The sequence below is a fragment of the Glutamicibacter sp. JL.03c genome, assembly GCF_025854375.1.
Classification (GTDB): Bacteria; Actinomycetota; Actinomycetes; order Actinomycetales; family Micrococcaceae; genus Glutamicibacter.
This window is the reverse complement of sequence record NZ_CP107575.1, coordinates 1,306,955-1,323,466: the sequence shown is the minus strand read 5'-3', so window position 1 is coordinate 1,323,466 and position 16,512 is coordinate 1,306,955. Positions and strand designations below refer to the sequence as shown.

Annotated in this window: 16 protein-coding genes and 1 pseudogene; 6 read left to right on the top strand and 11 right to left on the bottom strand. The window is 61.6% G+C overall.

The features are described 5' to 3' along the window. Nucleotides 1–310: 310 nt before the first annotated feature. The 4 genes and pseudogenes from OF385_RS06115 to clpS all read right to left on the bottom strand — a co-directional run. Nucleotides 311–1,105, bottom strand: a pseudogene (locus OF385_RS06115) (MBL fold metallo-hydrolase); the annotation flags it as partial. Beyond that, nucleotides 1,102–2,025: a glutamate racemase gene (gene murI, locus OF385_RS06110; protein WP_264277453.1), complete on the bottom strand. Its 924-nt coding sequence runs from the start codon at nt 2,023–2,025 to the stop codon at nt 1,102–1,104. The gene murI and the pseudogene OF385_RS06115, both read right to left, overlap by 4 nt. A gap of 3 nt (nt 2,026–2,028) precedes the next feature. Further along, nucleotides 2,029–2,607 (bottom strand): DUF2017 domain-containing protein, encoded by a 579-nt coding sequence (locus OF385_RS06105; protein WP_264277452.1) that lies wholly within the window; start codon nt 2,605–2,607, stop codon nt 2,029–2,031. 2 nt (nt 2,608–2,609) lie between these two features. Further along, nucleotides 2,610–2,894 (bottom strand): ATP-dependent Clp protease adapter ClpS, encoded by a 285-nt coding sequence (clpS, locus tag OF385_RS06100; RefSeq protein ID WP_022876316.1) that lies wholly within the window; start codon nt 2,892–2,894, stop codon nt 2,610–2,612. A gap of 143 nt (nt 2,895–3,037) precedes the next feature. Here clpS and OF385_RS06095 point away from each other — a divergent pair, with 143 nt between their 5' ends. From OF385_RS06095 to OF385_RS06085, 3 genes are all read left to right on the top strand, one after another. Then, nucleotides 3,038–4,336 (top strand): nicotinate phosphoribosyltransferase, encoded by a 1,299-nt coding sequence (locus OF385_RS06095; protein WP_264277451.1) that lies wholly within the window; start codon nt 3,038–3,040, stop codon nt 4,334–4,336. Nucleotides 4,337–4,412: 76 nt separating this feature from the next. Further along, nucleotides 4,413–5,006, top strand: coding sequence for an isochorismatase family protein (locus OF385_RS06090; RefSeq protein WP_264277450.1), 594 nt, complete (start codon nt 4,413–4,415; stop codon nt 5,004–5,006). Between the two features lie 95 nt (nt 5,007–5,101). Beyond that, entirely contained in the window at nt 5,102–5,689 is a 588-nt protein-coding gene (locus OF385_RS06085; protein ID WP_264277449.1) for a dihydrofolate reductase family protein, read from the top strand. Between the two features lie 25 nt (nt 5,690–5,714). On the opposite strand, the gene OF385_RS06080 is transcribed toward OF385_RS06085, so the two are convergent. From OF385_RS06080 to OF385_RS06055, 6 genes are all read right to left on the bottom strand, one after another. Continuing rightward, complete coding sequence (locus tag OF385_RS06080; RefSeq protein ID WP_264277448.1) at nt 5,715–7,481, bottom strand: DEAD/DEAH box helicase; 1,767 nt, start codon at nt 7,479–7,481, stop codon at nt 5,715–5,717. Nucleotides 7,482–7,536: 55 nt separating this feature from the next. Continuing rightward, on the bottom strand, nt 7,537–7,788 hold the full coding sequence (locus OF385_RS06075) for a DUF3039 domain-containing protein (RefSeq protein ID WP_022876321.1): 252 nt from the start codon (nt 7,786–7,788) through the stop codon (nt 7,537–7,539). 224 nt (nt 7,789–8,012) lie between these two features. Continuing rightward, nucleotides 8,013–9,578, bottom strand: a complete 1,566-nt coding sequence (locus OF385_RS06070; RefSeq protein WP_264277447.1) for a transporter — start codon at nt 9,576–9,578, stop codon at nt 8,013–8,015. Further along, entirely contained in the window at nt 9,554–10,318 is a 765-nt protein-coding gene (locus OF385_RS06065; protein WP_264277446.1) for an ABC transporter ATP-binding protein, read from the bottom strand. The genes OF385_RS06070 and OF385_RS06065 overlap by 25 nt, the downstream gene beginning before the upstream one ends. A 120-nt stretch (nt 10,319–10,438) precedes the next feature. Continuing rightward, nucleotides 10,439–11,350: a co-chaperone YbbN gene (locus OF385_RS06060; protein ID WP_264277445.1), complete on the bottom strand. Its 912-nt coding sequence runs from the start codon at nt 11,348–11,350 to the stop codon at nt 10,439–10,441. A gap of 5 nt (nt 11,351–11,355) precedes the next feature. Further along, nucleotides 11,356–13,050 (bottom strand): hypothetical protein, encoded by a 1,695-nt coding sequence (locus OF385_RS06055; protein ID WP_264277444.1) that lies wholly within the window; start codon nt 13,048–13,050, stop codon nt 11,356–11,358. Between the two features lie 179 nt (nt 13,051–13,229). Between OF385_RS06055 and OF385_RS06050 the strand changes: the two genes are divergently transcribed. Next, nucleotides 13,230–14,546 carry an AI-2E family transporter gene (locus tag OF385_RS06050; RefSeq protein WP_264277443.1) on the top strand — a complete coding sequence of 439 codons (1,317 nt, stop codon included), beginning with the start codon at nt 13,230–13,232 and terminating at the stop codon, nt 14,544–14,546. A 7-nt stretch (nt 14,547–14,553) separates the two neighbouring features. On the opposite strand, the gene OF385_RS06045 is transcribed toward OF385_RS06050, so the two are convergent. Beyond that, nucleotides 14,554–14,904: a hypothetical protein gene (locus OF385_RS06045; protein ID WP_264277442.1), complete on the bottom strand. Its 351-nt coding sequence runs from the start codon at nt 14,902–14,904 to the stop codon at nt 14,554–14,556. A 59-nt stretch (nt 14,905–14,963) separates the two neighbouring features. On the opposite strand from OF385_RS06045, the gene nucS reads away from it, so the two are divergent. Together nucS and OF385_RS06035 are read left to right on the top strand one after the other, a co-directional pair. After that, on the top strand, nt 14,964–15,659 hold the full coding sequence (gene nucS / locus OF385_RS06040) for an endonuclease NucS (RefSeq protein WP_264277441.1): 696 nt from the start codon (nt 14,964–14,966) through the stop codon (nt 15,657–15,659). A gap of 101 nt (nt 15,660–15,760) precedes the next feature. Continuing rightward, nucleotides 15,761–16,483 (top strand): DUF4126 domain-containing protein, encoded by a 723-nt coding sequence (locus tag OF385_RS06035; RefSeq protein ID WP_264277440.1) that lies wholly within the window; start codon nt 15,761–15,763, stop codon nt 16,481–16,483. Nucleotides 16,484–16,512: the final 29 nt, after the last annotated feature.

The window sequence follows — 16,512 nt, the reverse complement described above, 5'->3', positions numbered from 1 at the left end:
GCGTTCATCTGCGCGGAGCACTGTGCACCCGGTAACGCCCCGGCACTAGGCCGCCGGGCAGCCCAGTACGGCAAACCACCGTGCGCTAATCAGCTAGGAAAACAGCGAAGCACCGTGGCAACGCCCCCTGGCGTTGCCACGGTGCTTCGCTGCGGAAACTCGACTACTTCTTGCGCTTGAGCAGAGGGAACTTGCGGGTCTTCTCATAGGAAATCGTCGGCAGGGTTCCGGTGCGGGTCTTGAGATAATCGGTGCCCTTCTCGCCCTTGAAGCGAGCCGGATCCTTGTCCTCTTTCAAGCTTCCGGAGTACACGCCATAGGTCACGCCAGAAACAGCGACAGCGATGCCGCCCTCATAGGTTTCCTTGGCTTCCTCGACAATCTTGTTGATGTCGGTCCACACCGGAATGTGAGTGAGCAGCATGCGTTCGACGCCGGCCGCAGTGGCCATTTCGCCAGCGCGCTTTCCGGTCAGGTGCACGCCATCGATATGGTCGTCGCGGCCTTCTTCAAAGGCCGCTTCGCAGAGGAACATATCTGCGTCTTTGGCTGCTTCCACCAAGCCATCGCAGGAATCGGTGTCCCCCGAATAGGTCAGCACACTAGTCAGCAATTGGCCATCCGGGCCAGGTTCGCTGGCTTCCACGCGCAAGGCATAGGCTTCTTCGATCGGATGCCGCACCGGATAGGGCGTGATCGTGAACGGGCCGATGTTCACCGGCTTGTTCGGCGTCCACACCTGGAAGTCGTAGTCCTTGGCCATGGTGTCGCCATCAGGCAGGGAATAAGCTGTTTCGATTCGATCCGCGGTGGCTTCCGGTCCGTGCACCAGCATGCGGTCACGGCCCCAGCCATTGGGGTCCCAACGGATTGCCACGTGCATTCCGCACAGGTCCATGCAGTGGTCCGGGTGCAGATGGGAAATCATGACCCCGTCGATATCCTTGATATCGGTGTAGCGCTGAAGCACGCCCAACGCGCCGGATCCCAAATCAAGCAGGATCTTCCAGTCGCGTGTGCCATCAAAGGCGGACACCAGGTAGCAGGACGCGGGAGATCCCGGTCCCGGGAACGACCCGGTGCATCCAATGATGGTCAGCTTCATTCGTTTCTCGCTTTCGACGCGGCGATCATTTGCGGGGTAATCCGCGCAATGGCACCGGTCGGGTAGTGGGCGGCCACATGGTCCACGTGGCGCACCTGCAAGACCTCGGGACCGAGGAAACGGCGAGCCAGTACACCAAAACTATCAGCGTTGCCTGTGGCAAGGAACTCATGACGCGCCGCGACACCGTCTTCGCGAACCAGCGAGTGGCGGGTCAACGCACGGAAAACATCCTTGGCGGTTTCTTCTGCGCTGGAAACCAAAGTGACGCCATCACCCATGACGTAGGAGATCACACCGGTGAGCAGCGGGTAGTGCGTGCAGCCCAAAATCAGCGTATCGATGCCTGCTTGCTGCAACGGCGCCAAGTACTCCTGCGCGATCTGCAGAAGTTCCGGTCCGGCGGTAATCCCGGATTCCACGAACTCCACAAAACGAGGGCAGGCCACGGAAGTCACTTGCAGATCGGGCGCGGCGGCAAAGGCGTCCTCATAGGCACGTGAACCCACGGTGGCCTGCGTGCCGATGATGCCGATCTTGCCATTCTTGGAGCCAGCCACGGCGCGGCGCACCGCGGGCTGGATGACCTCGACGACGGGAATTCCGTAGCGTGCGGTGTATCGTTCGCGGGCATCACGCAGAACCGCAGACGACGCCGAATTGCACGCGATCACCAGCAGCTTCACGCCGGCATCCACCAGCTCATCCATGACGCCCAAGGCGTTGGCGCGCACCTGGGCAATGGGCAACGGGCCGTAGGGGGAATTAGCGGTGTCGCCGACATAGATCAGGGATTCGCCGGGCAGCTGGTCGATAACCGCCCGGGCGACAGTCAGTCCACCAACCCCGGAGTCGAAAATTCCGATGGGCGTATCGGAGTCAGGAGCCGAAACCTGTCCAGTGGCAAAATATGAATTCATCGACTAGAACTCCGCATTCATCAGTGCACTCATCAGCGTATCCTGCACCCATGAAACCAGGTTGTATACCAAGGCCAGGTACTCTTCCGGAGTTTCAACGTCGGCGGCATCAAGCACTTCGGAAACTCGCGCAGCGTCTTGCTCATCACGGATTTCCAGACGCTCCGCCAAGACGAGCCGCACATCGTTCAGGGCCTGCGCAAAGCGTTGCGCATTCCCTTGTTCCAAGACAATCTTGTCGGTTTCCAACAGGAACTGTGCTTCGCGCAAGCGGCCGGTTTTCTGCGCAATCAGATCTGCTTCCGTCAGCCTGCGGTACTCTGCAGCCACCACCGGATCACCGCTGGCATCCGGCAGCAGCTTGGCCAAGGCCGGGTCGGAAACCGGTGGCAGATCCATCGACTCGGGCCGCATCCCGGTCAACGCGTACAAAGGATCGACATCCTCCGGGAGCTGATGCACCTCGGCGCGTTCCTCCAGCATGGTGATCACATCGCCGAACAGCTCTCGAAGCAACTTGCGCTCAGCCGAGTGCAAGGTGCCGGTAATGCCGTGGGCGCCGTTTTTAAAGGCCTTGGCCACGCTCAGGCCTCCTGCGTCATGGTCGCATTGAGCCCGAATCCGTGCATGGCCTGCACGTCCGATTCAATGGCTTCGCGGCTGCCGCTGCGCACGGCGCAAAAGCCGTCGTGGTGCACCTGCAGCATGAGCTGTTCGGCCTTCTCCGCGGTGAAACCGAAGTATGAGCGGAATACATAAGCCACGTAGCTCATCAAGTTCACCGGGTCGTTCCACACGATCAAGCGCCATGGCTTTTCGTTGGTGGCGGCGGTTTCGATTTCGGGAAGTACATCGGGCATTGCGGTCATGATCTCTATTTTACGCGCGGATCCTGAACGCCACGCAGGACACGGTAAATATCATCTTCGGCGTGAGGCGTTATACAGTAAAACCGGCCTGTTGGAACTTTCAGGACCACCACTGATACTTTTTCGATCCCCAGGAGCGTCCCATGCGCACCAGCCTCTTCACCGACCACTACGAGTTGACCATGCTACAGGCGGCCCTCGAGTCCGGTGCGGCCCACCGCCCATCCGTGTTCGAAGCTTTCGCACGGCGCTTGCCTGAGGGTCGACGCTACGGCGTAGTCGGTGGCACCGGTCGCTTCCTGGAAGGCTTGTCCGGGTTCCACTTCGACGACGAGCAGCTGCGCTTCCTGTCGGACAACAAGGTTGTCAACGCCGCCACCATCAAATACCTGGAGAACTACCGCTTCAGCGGCGATATCTCCGGCTATGCCGAAGGCGAGCTGTACTTCCCCAACTCGCCGCTGCTGACCGTGGAATCGACATTTGCCGAGGCCTGCGTGGTCGAAACCTACCTGCTGTCGATCATGAACCATGACTCGGCTATCGCTTCGGCCGCCTCGCGCATGATCGCTTCGGCAGGCGGCCGCCCCTGCATCGAAATGGGTTCGCGCCGCACCCATGAAGAGTCCGCCGTCGCTGCCGCACGCGCGGCAATGATCGCTGGCTTCACCTCGACCTCGAACTTGGAGGCCGGAGCGCGCTATGGCCTGAGGACCGTGGGCACCTCCGCCCACTCCTTCACCCTCCTGCACGATTCAGAACGCGCGGCCTTCGAGGCGCAGGTCGCGTCGCTGGGCAAGGACACCATTCTGCTGGTGGACACCTACGACGTGGAAAACGGCGTGCGCACCGCGGTCGAGGTCGCCGGACCAGAGCTGGGCGGTGTTCGCCTGGATTCCGGAGACCTGGTGCAGCAAGCCGGATGGGTCCGCCAGCTGCTCGATGATCTGGGGAACTGGAACACCAAGATCACGGTCACCTCGGACTTGGACGAATATGCCATCGCGGCCTTGGCCAGCGCGCCGGTGGATTCCTATGGAGTAGGCACCGCCCTGGTGACCGGTTCGGGGCATCCGACCGCGTCGATGGTCTACAAGCTCGTGGCCCGCCAAGACGATGCCGGCACCTGGATTCCGGTAGCCAAGGCAGCGGCGAACAAGGCCAGCGTCGGCGGGCGCAAGCACGCTGTCCGCCAGCTAAATGACCGCGACCGGGCCGTGGCTGAGGTGGTTTCGACCACCTCCCACACCACAGGTGGCCCCGAACGCGAGCTCGTTGTGCCCCTGGTGGTCAACGGCGAGATCGACATGTCCTACACCGGGGCTTCGGGCGTCAAGAAGGCCACCGAACGGCACCGGGCCTCCATCCAGGAATTGCCGGGCGTGGCCCGCAAGCTGCAGCGTGGCGAACCCGTGATCCCGACGATCATGGTCCAGGACTGAAAACACACGAAAATCTCAGTTGCGGGCCGTAGCATTTTCACAGTTGGAATCGACGGTCCGCATCAAGGAGCAAGCCATGACCCGAGCGCTGCTGATCATTGATCTGCAACCTGACTTTTGCGAAGGCGGAGCCCTGGCTGTGGCTGGCGGCAATGCCGTGGCCGCTGCCATCGCCAGTGATGTGGCCGAACGCCGGGAGAGTTATGCCGCGGTCATCACCACCCAAGATTGGCATATCGAGCCCGGAGGCCATTTTTCCCAGTCGCCGGACTTTGTCGATTCCTGGCCGGTGCACTGCGTTGCCGGCACCGAGGGCGCGGCCCTGCATCCACTACTCCAGGACACCGCGACCGACGCCCATTTTGCCAAGGGGCGGTTCGCCGCGGCCTATTCGGGATTCGAAGCACGAGAACTCATCGCCGATGCACCGCTGGCGGATGAAAGCGGCACGCTTTTGGCTCCGTGGCTGCGCGAGGCGGGAATCACCGCGGTGGACATCGTGGGGCTGGCAGCCGATCACTGCGTCCGCGCTACCGCCTTGGATGCGGTGGCCGAAGGCTTTGGCGCCACCGTCATCTCACCCTTGACCGCTGCGGTGTCACCGCAGAACCTGCCGGCCGTCCACGAGGAACTGCGCGCTGCCGGCGTCACAGTGCTCACCCTAGGCTAGCCGCCAACAAGGCACCGCAACCACGGGCTCTTGACCAGCCAGCAAGTCCCCGGGCATGCTGGGGTCACACAGTGCGCCTCAAGGGACGGATCAGCATGCGAAAACTCGTGTACTACGTAGCGACCACATTGGACGGCTACATCGCCTCCCCCGAGGGCGGGGATCCCAGCGGCGCCCATTTCTTCCCGCTGGGCGCGGATCTGATTGATTTCATCGTCAGGAACTACCCGGAAACCCTGCCCGGCCCTGCACGCGAGGCTATGGGGATTTCTGGGCCCGGGGCCGCCTTCGACACCGTCCTGGAAGGCCGGTCGTCCTACGAAGTCGGACTGGCTGCGGGCACCACGGACGCTTATCCGCACCTGCGCCATCTAGTGTTCTCGACCACGCTGACCAGCCAGGATCCGGCAATTGAGATCGTCCGCAGCGATGCCCTGGATCGGGTTCGACAGCTCAAGGCGGAGGCTGGAAAAGATCTTTGGCTGGTGGGCGGAGGGAAGCTCGCCCACAGCTTGCTGCCGGAAATCGACCGATTGGTCCTCAAGCAGAACCCGTCGATCATCGGTTCGGGCATTCCGCTCTTCGACGGGCCCTTCCACAGTCAGATGTTCCGCCCGGTGGATCAGGCCATGCTGGATTCAGGCATCAGGGTGCTGACCTACGACCGGGTTCAGCGGTCATAGGCCAGGATCCCGGCCACCAACTGGGCTATTTGCGTCCGACGAACCAATCCTGCAGCTTGTCAATGCGTGCCTGCAACTGATCGGCGGTAGCCTGCGGCACCGCCGGACCACCACAGACGCTGCGCAGCTTGTTATGAACCTGTCCGTGCGGCATCCCCGTGCGAGCTGCCCACGCCGAGACGTTCTTTGACAGCTTGGTTCGCAGGTCCATCATCCGCCGGTGATCGGACACCGGTTCGGGTTTGGTACCACCCTTGTTGATCTGCTTGCGCTGCTGTTTGCGCAGCAGCTCGGAGACCTGATCGGTGTCCAGCAGGCCCGGGATCCCGAGGAATCCTAGTTCCTCGTCGCTGCCGATGTCGGCGCCGGTACCGAACTCGCCGCCGTCAAAAAGCACGCGGTCAAAGGAGGCTTGGGAATTGAGCGCTTCGAACTTGTTGCGCGCCAGCTCATCGCTGGCCTTGTCTTCCTTGTTGGCTTCTTCCAGCAGGGAATCGTCAAGGCCGTCCTCGTCCTTGCTGCCCTCCTTGTCCAAGGCGTGATCGCGTTCGACTTCCATCTCGTTGGCCAGGGCCATCAGGATTGGCACCGAGGGCAAAAAGACGCTGGCCACTTCCCCGCGTTTGCGGCTACGCACAAATCGTCCCACTGCCTGGGCGAAGAACAACGGGGTCGAGGTGCTGGTGGCGTACACGCCGACGCAGAGGCGTGGAACGTCGACGCCTTCGGACACCATACGCACGGCGACCATCCAGCGGGCATCGGATGCGGCGAAATCATCGATCTTCTGCGAGGCCTTGGGATCATCGGAAAGGATGGTAGTGACCTTCTCGCCGCAGATCGACTCCAGCTGGCTGGCATAACCGCGGGCGTCTTCATGGTCGGTGGCGATGATCAGGCCGCCGGCGTCCTTGACGGTGCGGCGCACCTCTGACAGCCGCCGGTCAGCTGCTTGCAGCACCGAGGGAATCCAGTCGCCGTGCGGGTCCAAGGCAGTGCGCCAAGCATGGGCGGTGACGTCTTTGGTGAAGCCTTCTCCGAGGTTGGCTTCCATTTCCTCACCGGCCGCGGTGCGCCAGCGCATATTGCCGGAATAGGCCATGAATAGCACCGGGCGGACCACATGGTCGGCCAGCGCGTTGCCATAACCGTAGGTGTAGTCGGCCTTGGAGCGGCGGATGCCGTCTCCCTCGTCGACATACTGCACGAAGGGAATCGGGGCGGCATCGGAACGGAACGGCGTACCGGTCAGCGCCAGGCGTCGGGTGGCCGGTTCAAAGGCTTCGCGGATGCCATCACCCCAGGACAGGGCGTCACCAGCATGGTGCACCTCGTCCATGATCACCAGGGTGCGGGCATTCTCCGTTTTGGCGCGATGCACCGCTGGCTTCAGCGCCACCTGCGCATAGGTCACGGCGACGCCCATATAGTGCGAGCCGTGGCGGCCATCGGAGTTCTTGTAATTCGGGTCCAGGGCAATGCCCACGCGTGCCGCCGAATCGGCCCACTGCTTTTTCAAGTGGTCGGTGGGGGCGACAACGATCATGCGGTTGATCTTGCCGGAATCGATGAGCACCTTGGCCAGGCGCAGCGCGAAGGTCGTCTTGCCCGCGCCGGGAGTCGCCACGGCCATGAAGTCCTTGGGCTCGGTCTCGAAGTACTGGGCCAGGGCCTCTGCCTGCCAGGCACGAAGCTTGGGCCCGGTTCCCCAGGCCGCTCGTTCCGGATACGCTACGGGGAGCTTGTCTTCCAGTGGAAGCTTGTCGCCAAAATCAAAGAGTGTCTCGGTCATATACCTTTTCCCGGCCGCGTGCAGTGTGTGAAGTAGTGCTGGTGTTTCTCGGGCACTACCCCATCAAGGAGTCGTAAACTTCCTTGCACTCAGGGCATACCGGGAACTTCTTCGGGTCTCGGCCCGGGGTCCAGACCTTGCCGCACAAAGCAATCACTGGTTCGCCGGACAACGCCGACTCCATGATCTTTTCCTTCTGCACATAGTGGGCAAAACGCTCGTGATCGCCGGCCTCGACACTTTGAGTTGTCTCGGTACGTTCGATCGTCGCAGTGCCACCGCGGGTTTCTTCAGACTGTTCCACCATGCCTTCAAGTCTAATACGTTTTACCTGCTCCGTGGGTCTGATCAGGGTGGGAGCTTGTCCACATCGAAGCCGATAAAACCTTGGCATACCGCCATCACCTGCACGCTTTTAGTGCGAATCCCCCGGCATTATTCACGGAGTTTTAACATCAGCAACTACACGAAGCCAAGCGCCGGATTTCCGCTCCGGCACTTGGCTCCGTGTCGTGACACGATGAACAGTTGCTATTTGTTGAGCATCACGGCTTGCATCAGTTCCGGGGCCCGCTTTTCATACCACTTGCCGCCCAGGGCAATGCCGCCAATCAGCAGCCCGATGCCGAGCACCAGCCCGATGCCCAAGGTCAAGAACCCGAGGCCGCGCGATTCCTGGAACCAGCCCACGAGGTAGGGGATCATCACCGGAAGCAGCAAGAGCGCCATGACACCGATGGTTGCCAGCTGGGTGGCGGCCACGCGCAGCCCATTGCCGGGAGGGGTCTTCATCGGGTTATCGCCCGGCAGCGGCACCGCATAGGTGTAGCGTGCCGAGGCCACCGAAGCGACGCCCAAGGCAATCAGCAGCGCGGCCAGCGAGAACCCCAGATCCCCCGGGATCCTCCACGCTTCGCCGGCGATGGCACCCGGCAGGATCGCAGCGGCCAGCACCGGGATAATCGATAGCGCAAGGCAGGCCATCGCTCGTCCAGCGCGGTCGGCACGCCCGGACACCCCGGTGAGCACATGCAGGGCAAAAGCGGTGTTGTCATAGGAGATATCAGCGGAGATGGAGAAGCCGAGCAGAATGCCGATCATCGGGCCGAGCAGGTACATCATTGTGTAGTTACCCGACTGGCTGCCGGTGAACCAGAAGATCAGGGGCAGGACCGGAACCATCAGGACGCCAATGGCATAGCGTGGATCCTTGAACCAATAGGTCAAAGCGCGGGCACCGACCGCGCCGGCGGGAGTCGCCGGAGCGTACTTGAAGAAGCCCAAGCCGCTCTGCTTGGCTGCGCGCTGTTCTGGTGGCGGCGTCACGGTGGCTTGCGCCGTCGCCCGGGCGACCAGCCAGTACAGGCCACCCAGATAGATCACGGTGAGCATCAGGCAGATGGCGAATTGCAGGTAGTTCCCGTAGGCCAGCGCGCCGGGCAAGGCCGCCGCTGCACCCAGCGGCGTATAGGCCAGGACATTGGAGATTGGGCCAACCAGATCCAGCAGGCTGTTCGCGGCCGAGGCGATCGAGGAGATGATCGGGCCCAGGCAAATCAGCAGCAGGAACAGCACCGCAAAGGTCAGTTCGCGGAAACGGCGCTTGGCCCGCAGAGCTGTGGCCATGATCGTCAGGTACTGGCACACCAGAACAGCGATCACCGCGGTGGCGATAGCAGCCAGCACCGCCACCGGCATGGCCAGCGGTTCATGCCGCCAAATCAGCGAGCCGCCGATCAGCCCGAGAATGCTCAGGATCGCTGGCACCGAAATGAAGCCCGAGAGCACCAGCGCCGGGCCCAGCACCTTCTGCGGGATCCCGAAGTGCACAAATCGCGAAGGTTCCAGGGTCAGATCAACCCCGGTGAGCAGCGGCGGAATCACCGCCCAGCCGAGGACAACCAGCGAGCCGACGATGATGCTCAGCTCGGCGTCGATCGCGGTCTCGGAGGCCATGAACCAGGCGGCGAGCGTGAGCATCACGATCATCCCCAGGGCGTACACCGCGCCGATGATGACACCGATCAGCTGGCCTACCGACCGCTTGAAGCCATTGGCCAGCAGCAGGAGTTTCAGTTTGAGGATGTGCGCAACCATGACAGCCCCTCTTTGTTCGCTCGACCGCCAACAAGATCCACGAACCGGTCTTCCAAGCTCATGCCGCCGCGCACCTGCTCGACCGAGCCCTGCGCCTTGAGCACGCCGCCGGCAATGACCGCCACGTGCGAGCACATGCGCTGGACGAGATCCATCACGTGCGAGGAGACGATGACCGTCCCGCCGAATTCAACGTAGTCGTTGAGGATATCCCGGATATTCGCCGCGGATACCGGGTCAACTGCCTCGAAAGGCTCATCGAGCACCAGGAGCTTGGGCGAGTGGATCATCGCGGTGGCCAGGGTGATCTTCTTCGTCATGCCGGCCGAATAGTCCACCACCAGCTTGTCGCCGTCACCGCTCAGATCCATCACGCGCAGTAGATCCTCTGTTCGTTCGGCCACTTCCACGCGGTCCATGCCCCGCAAAAGCCCCGAGTAGGTCACCAGCTGGCGGCCGGTCAGGCGATCGAATTGGCGCACTCCATCAGCCAGCACGCCCAGGGTCGCCTTGGCCGACTGCGGGTCGTTCCAGATATCCACGCCGTTGACCAAGGCCTGGCCAGCATCCGGACGGAGCAGTCCGGTGGCCATGGACAGCATGGTTGTTTTGCCGGCGCCGTTGGGGCCAACGAGGCCATAGAAGGAGCCAGCAGGTACCTGCAGGCTGACGTTGTCCACTGCGGCCTTGGGGCCAAATTGCTTGGCGAGGCCGCGAATATCCAGTGCGATCTGATTCATGCTTTCAGGCTAACAAAAGCCCTAGTCAATACACATCATCCTTTGGAATTAATCCTGAGCGCAAAAAAGCCTCGGCCAACAAGATCACTTGTCGGCCGAGGCTGGGTGAAGCTGCAGGAATTAGAAGAGCACGCGCGCCAGCTTCTGGCGGGAGGCAGCGACCCGCGGGTCGTTATTGCCCACTACCGCATAGAGCTCGATGAGGCGACGGCGAACCCGTTCACGATCATCGTCTGCCAGCTTCGATATCAACGACACCAGACGGGCAAATGCGTCCTCGACGTGGCCGCCGATCACATCAAGATCGGCGACGTCCAGCTGCGCGGCAAGGTCCTGCGGATCTTGCGCGGCCAGCTCGCGGGACTTGTTCAGCTCAAGGTTCTGCGTGCGGGAGAGCAGGCGCACCTGGTACACGCCTACCTGGGCTTCATGATCATTCGGCTTCTCATTGAGCGCTTCAAGGTAGGCTGCCTCAGCGGAGGCGTAGTCCCCTGCATCGATGGCATCCACAGCCTTCTGGTGCAGCGGCGGCAGCTCAGGCTCGGTGGCCGTGGCAGTCCCGCTGAATGGCGGCACCGTTCCGGACAGCCCTTGCTGCACCGCCAGCTGTTCCAGCTGGCCGAAGAGCTGAACGATCTGTTCCTCGGCAGCCGGGCCCTGGAACAAGGGCACCGGCTGGCCCTTGATCAGGGCGACAACCATCGGAATCTGCTGCGCCTGGAATGCCTGGGCGATTTGAGGATAGGTTTCCGCATCCACCAAGCCGAGAACGAATTTGCCGCCCTTGGCGTCAACCAGCTTGCGCAATACCGCATCAAGATCGGCCGATACCTGCACCCGGGGCGAGCCCAGGGACACGATGGCAGGAACGCTCTGGGAGAGGCCGACAAATTGCTGGAACGCCGCCTCGTCCAGGCCGGTGGTCCAGCTGGCAGCAGCCGCAGCGGTGGTCTCGGTGGCCTGCGGGCTCTGGTTTGCCAACGCCGACAGGTCTACCGCGCCACGGGTTGATGGAATGTTTTCTTCGCTCATAGTTACTAGTCAACTTCCTTCACGTCGAGCAGGACTTGGTCAGCGGAAATCAACTGGATCTTGTCTTCGGATCCGTCAGCAGGGATGTAGAACATCACTGGTTCAGCGTAGGTGCTTTCCACATTGCCATTCGAAGAGCTGGAACCCAACAGCTGCTCGGTCAACTTATCGCTGCTCTTGAGCGGATCAGCATTTTCGGTGCGCTCGAACAAGGCCTTGTTATTCAGCTTCCCCGCGACGATGGCTCCGCCATCAGGCGTGGATACGACGTAGGTATCGCCCTTGGTCACGGTGCGCTTGTAGCTCACCTTGGCTTCATCGGCGTTGTCGGACTCGGACTTCTGCGCGGCGTGGATGGCCTTGATGAACTCGGACTCAGCGAACTTGTCCTTCTGCTTCGAGTCCTCGTTGGTCAGCACATCGCCCAGGGCTTCCAGAGCCTTCTCCGGGGTCATCTGCAGATCCTTGGCATTGGCATCCAGCTGCTTGGTTGCTGGATCCCCCACGGCAATGCCCGGGAAGGAGGAATTCGGCAGCATCTGGCCAGCGAAAACAACCTTGTAATTATCGCGAGCGCTCTTCTGCACCAAGGTCATAGCCTGCGGCAGGGTGTTCGCGTCGTTGTCCTTGGCAGTGACCACGGAAATGACTCGAGGGAATTTGGCTTCACTGGTGTTGGGCACCGCGGCCGAACGCAAAACCTGCGTGTTCAGGGCCAGAGGCTTATCCACCTTGAACTCGTCCTTGAGCATGTCGTAGCGCTTGCCGCGCAGGTACTTGAAAGCACCAGCTGCGCGAGCGTCCAAGGCCTTGTCATCGTTCTTCTCATCCGCGTCGCCAACCTGCTTTTGAACGTCAGCCAGGACATTCTTCAACTGCTCCTCGGTGAGCACAGGGAACGCGGTCGGTTCCTTTGCGCTTTCCGAAGCAGAAGCCGAAGCGGACTCTTCGGCAGGTGCTGAGGAGGAAGGGCTCTGGCTGGCCTCGTCGGATTTAGCCGCGGACTCCGAAGGCGAAGCGCTGGCATCGTCCTGCGGCTGCATCGGCAGGTTGACTCCCGACAGGGCCAGAGCAACAACGGCTGCCGCGGCAACCGAGTGCTGGGTATTGGTGCCATTCTTCGGCTTGCCAGGACGCATCACCAGCAGAGCCAAGCCGAAGACCAGCAGCAGAGCGCCGGCGATGATCAGTGGCAGGGCAAATGGCATGGCATCATCATTGGCGTAGGTGACGGAGATATCCACTGGTGCGGCATCTTTTCCACCGGCAGCCAGCAGCAGCGACCAGTCGCCGGAATCCGGAGCAGTCCAGCGGTAGGTCATGGTGCCATCGGCGCTTTGCGAATCGAAGAAGATGTCGTCGCCAGCTGGGTTGGGCACCTGTGCCTCGCCCTTGTCCAGTTCGGCAAGCATCTGGTGGTTTTCGGTATCAATACCGGTGACCGAAACATGGGCGGCCTTGCCGACCCAGGCATCAACGTCATAGCTGCGGCCCAGGGACGCCGTGAATTCACCCTTGCCCTTGATGACCAGTTCTACCGGGTCAAGCTTAGGATCATTGACCGAGGACTCGATCAACGTCAGCGGAGCCTCGCCTTCCAGTTGCGGCATCGAAGCGGTGACCGTTTCGGGCGGGGCCCAAAAGGTCTTCTGTCCGATGCCGACCACGAGGGCCGCAGCCCCCAGTAGCATCGCGATCACGGAGATTACTTTTCGCACGAGTTCACCTATTCGCCTACGTCTTACTGCAGTTCATTCCCAAGTCTAACGAGTTCGGCGCGAACATGGTTCCGTTCTCCCGCTGTGAAGTGGCTCATTGGCCTTTTCATTCAATGTCTTGAAACACGATTTCAACACAAACCCGCGATATGCTCAGTGCCATGGAGCCAGATCAACAGCGGCAGCACCACGATCCTCATGATCCCGAGGACCGTGCTGGCGCGCCCGCTTCCTCCTCTCATCCAGGCACCTCTGAAGCTGTGAATTCCCCGGAAAGCACCCCGGGCGCGGAGGTTCCAGCCGATAACCAGAGGCTCGCTGAGCATGGTTCGTGGACGCAGCGGCTGGGCGCCAGCGTGGCCAAATTGTTCAGCACTCCAGCACGCACCGCAGCCCTCGGCGAGGAACCAGAGCACCATTCAGAAGAAACCTTCGACCCCTTCCCTGCCTTGCATCCCATTTCCATGGGCTTCTTGGCCACCATCGGTGTCGGGCTGGCGCTGGGAGGCTACTACGTCCTGACCAACGTGGGTTCGCTGCTGACCTGGATTGCCATCGCGTTGTTCATTGCGCTCGGCCTGGATCCGGTGGTCCGGTTCCTGATGCGCCGCGGACTGTCCCGACCGCTGGCAGTGGTCGCCACGATGGTTGGCATGTTGGCGGTCTTTGGCGGCTTCATGGCGCTGATCATTCCTACGCTGGTGAACCAGATCACCACCTTCATTACCCGAGCTCCGGATATCGTGGCTGATTTCCTGAACAGCGAGTGGGTCTTGGAAATCGATCAGCAGTATGCCCTGTCCGAGCGCGTGACCACCGAAGTGAATCGATTCTTCGGGGATTCCGGTGCGGTGACCAATGTCTTTGGCGGCGTTTTGGGCGTCTCCCAAACCGTGGCCCAGTCGATGTTCGGTGTGCTGATCGTCCTGGTCCTTGCCATCTACTTCCTGGCCTCGTTGCCCGGCATGATGGGATTCTCTATTCGCCTGGCACCGCGCTCCAAGCGCGAGCGAGTCACTGAGCTAGCCGAACGCATTACCCGTTCGGTGGGCAACTACGTGATGGGCCAGGCGACCGTGGCGATTTTGAACTCGCTCGTTGCCTTGCTGCTCATGACCATTCTCGGTGTTCCATTCACCGCGCTGCTGACGCTCCTGGTCGCGATGCTGGCGTTCATTCCGCTGGTTGGCGGAGTAATTGCCGGAATCCTCGTCACCTTGGTGACCTTGTCGTTGGGATGGCAGACCGCCCTGGTCTACGCCATCTGCTATTTCGGCTACCTGCAGGTCGAGGCCTACTTCGTCTCTCCGCGCATCATGCGCCGTGCGGTGGCGGTGCCCGGGGCCGTGGCGGTGATCTCCGTGATTGCCGGCGGCACCCTGGCCGGAGTCACCGGCGCCTTGATGGCGATCCCGGTCGCGGCCAGCGCCATGATCCTGCTGCGCGAAGTGTTCATCGCGCGCCAAGACCGCCGCTAGCTAGCTCCTAATAGCGGTAGGAACGGGTGTCCCAGCAGTGCGGGTGCCAATGGCGTCGTGCCGACGCAGCTGCATCATCGCCGGACCAGTGATCGGCCCGCCATGCCACAACGTGCCCTACCCCGACGCCGATCGGCCGATTGCAGCCCGGGCAGGTGTAGGCCTTATTGGCGTTAAGCGGGGCGATTCTGCGCACATGCCACTGCCCATCGGGTGCATCCTGCAGCCGCACCACGCCGAAGCGGGCTCGCTGCAACCAGTCGTCATCACCGGCTTCATACTCTGATTCTTCGTCATGATTCGGCGCCTTGCGGGGGCGGGAATTCTTCGAACGGCGCGGGCGGTTTGAACGTGGCATGTCGTTAATCATGCCGTATCTCCCCGCGCATCACGCAACCAGCTAGTAAAGTGTGTGAGGTGCGTTTAGTGGTTGCAAAGTGTTCAGTAGATTACGAGGGCCGTCTTCGAGCCCACCTTCCGTTGGCGACTCGCCTGGTCATGGTCAAGGCCGATGGCTCGGTCCTCATCCACTCCGACGGCGGCAGCTACAAGCCGCTGAACTGGATGAACCCGCCGCTGACCCTTCATGAGGGAACTCCAGACGAGGATGCCACGGCACTGGGCGCTATTTCCACCTGGACGGTGGCCAGCGCCAAGACCGATGACAAGCTCACGATCAACTTCCACAGCTTCGAACACGACTCGGCCCATATCCTTGGGACCGATCCGGGCCTGATCAAGGACGGCGTCGAAGCCGACCTCCAGCGACTGCTGGCCGAACAGATCGAATTGCTCGGCGACGGGCACAAGCTGATTCGCCGCGAATACATGACCGCGATCGGCCCAGTGGATATCCTGGCCCGCGATGCCAAGGGCGCCACCGTCGCGGTGGAGCTCAAGCGCCGCGGGGACATCGATGGTGTCGAACAGCTGACCCGCTACCTCGATCTGCTCAACCGCGATCCGTTGCTGAAGCCGGTTACCGGAATCTTTGCCGCGCAGCAGATCAAGCCGCAGGCCCGCACCTTGGCCGAGGATCGCGGAATCCGCTGCCTCACTTTGGATTATGACGCGATGCGCGGTGTCGATGACTCCGCTGGGCGCCTCTTCTAGCCCTGGCATCCACCTGCGAGCACTTCACTGCTAATCTGTTCAGCACCGATACCTGCATCTCTGGTGCCTAACGGAACCAGCAGTCCCGCTCAGGAGGAACATTGGATCCGCTGACAGCTTCGCTCATGGCCATTGGCAGCGGTTCCGCCGCGGGCCTGCGCCCTTATTTCACGGTCCTTGCATTGGGCCTTGCCGGACTGCTGATCCCCGATACCGCTCCGCAGTGGCTTGCGTCCACGGCTGATCAGATTCCCGAGTCCATCACCAATCCCTGGGTTCTGGCGATCTGCACGGTGCTTTCCATTGGCGAGGCGGGCCTGGATAAGATCCCGTTCATCAATCTGTCCATGGAAACCGTCTCGGTGTGGCTGCGCCCGGTCTTCGGAGCCCTCGTGGGCGTGGGGCTCGGTGCCAATTCCAGCGTTGAGGTAGCCGTGTTCACCGGGTTGCTAGGAGCCGGATCGGCGCTCTTTGTGAGCCTGGGCAAGTCATCCGTGACTGCGGCCAGCAATGTGGTCCCAGAACCTTTCACCCAATGGGCCCGAAGCCTGATCGAGGATTTCGGCGCACTGATACTCGTTCTCGCCGCCGTGCTTCTTCCGGTGCTTGCCGCGTTGCTCGGCATCGCAGCCACCGCTATCGGATTCCTGCTCTACCGGATGTTCCGCAAGGCCTACCGGGCCCTGAAACAGACGTTCGGCAATGTTTCCGAGGGACGCCAAGCGGTCAACCAAGTGCGCACAACACATCAGGACCCGGGCCAGTCCTCCGGTGCGATTCACACCTTGCGCCAACTAGCCGCTGACCCCGGGCCAGTCGATTAGACCAATGGCCTCGCAGCTCAACAAGATCA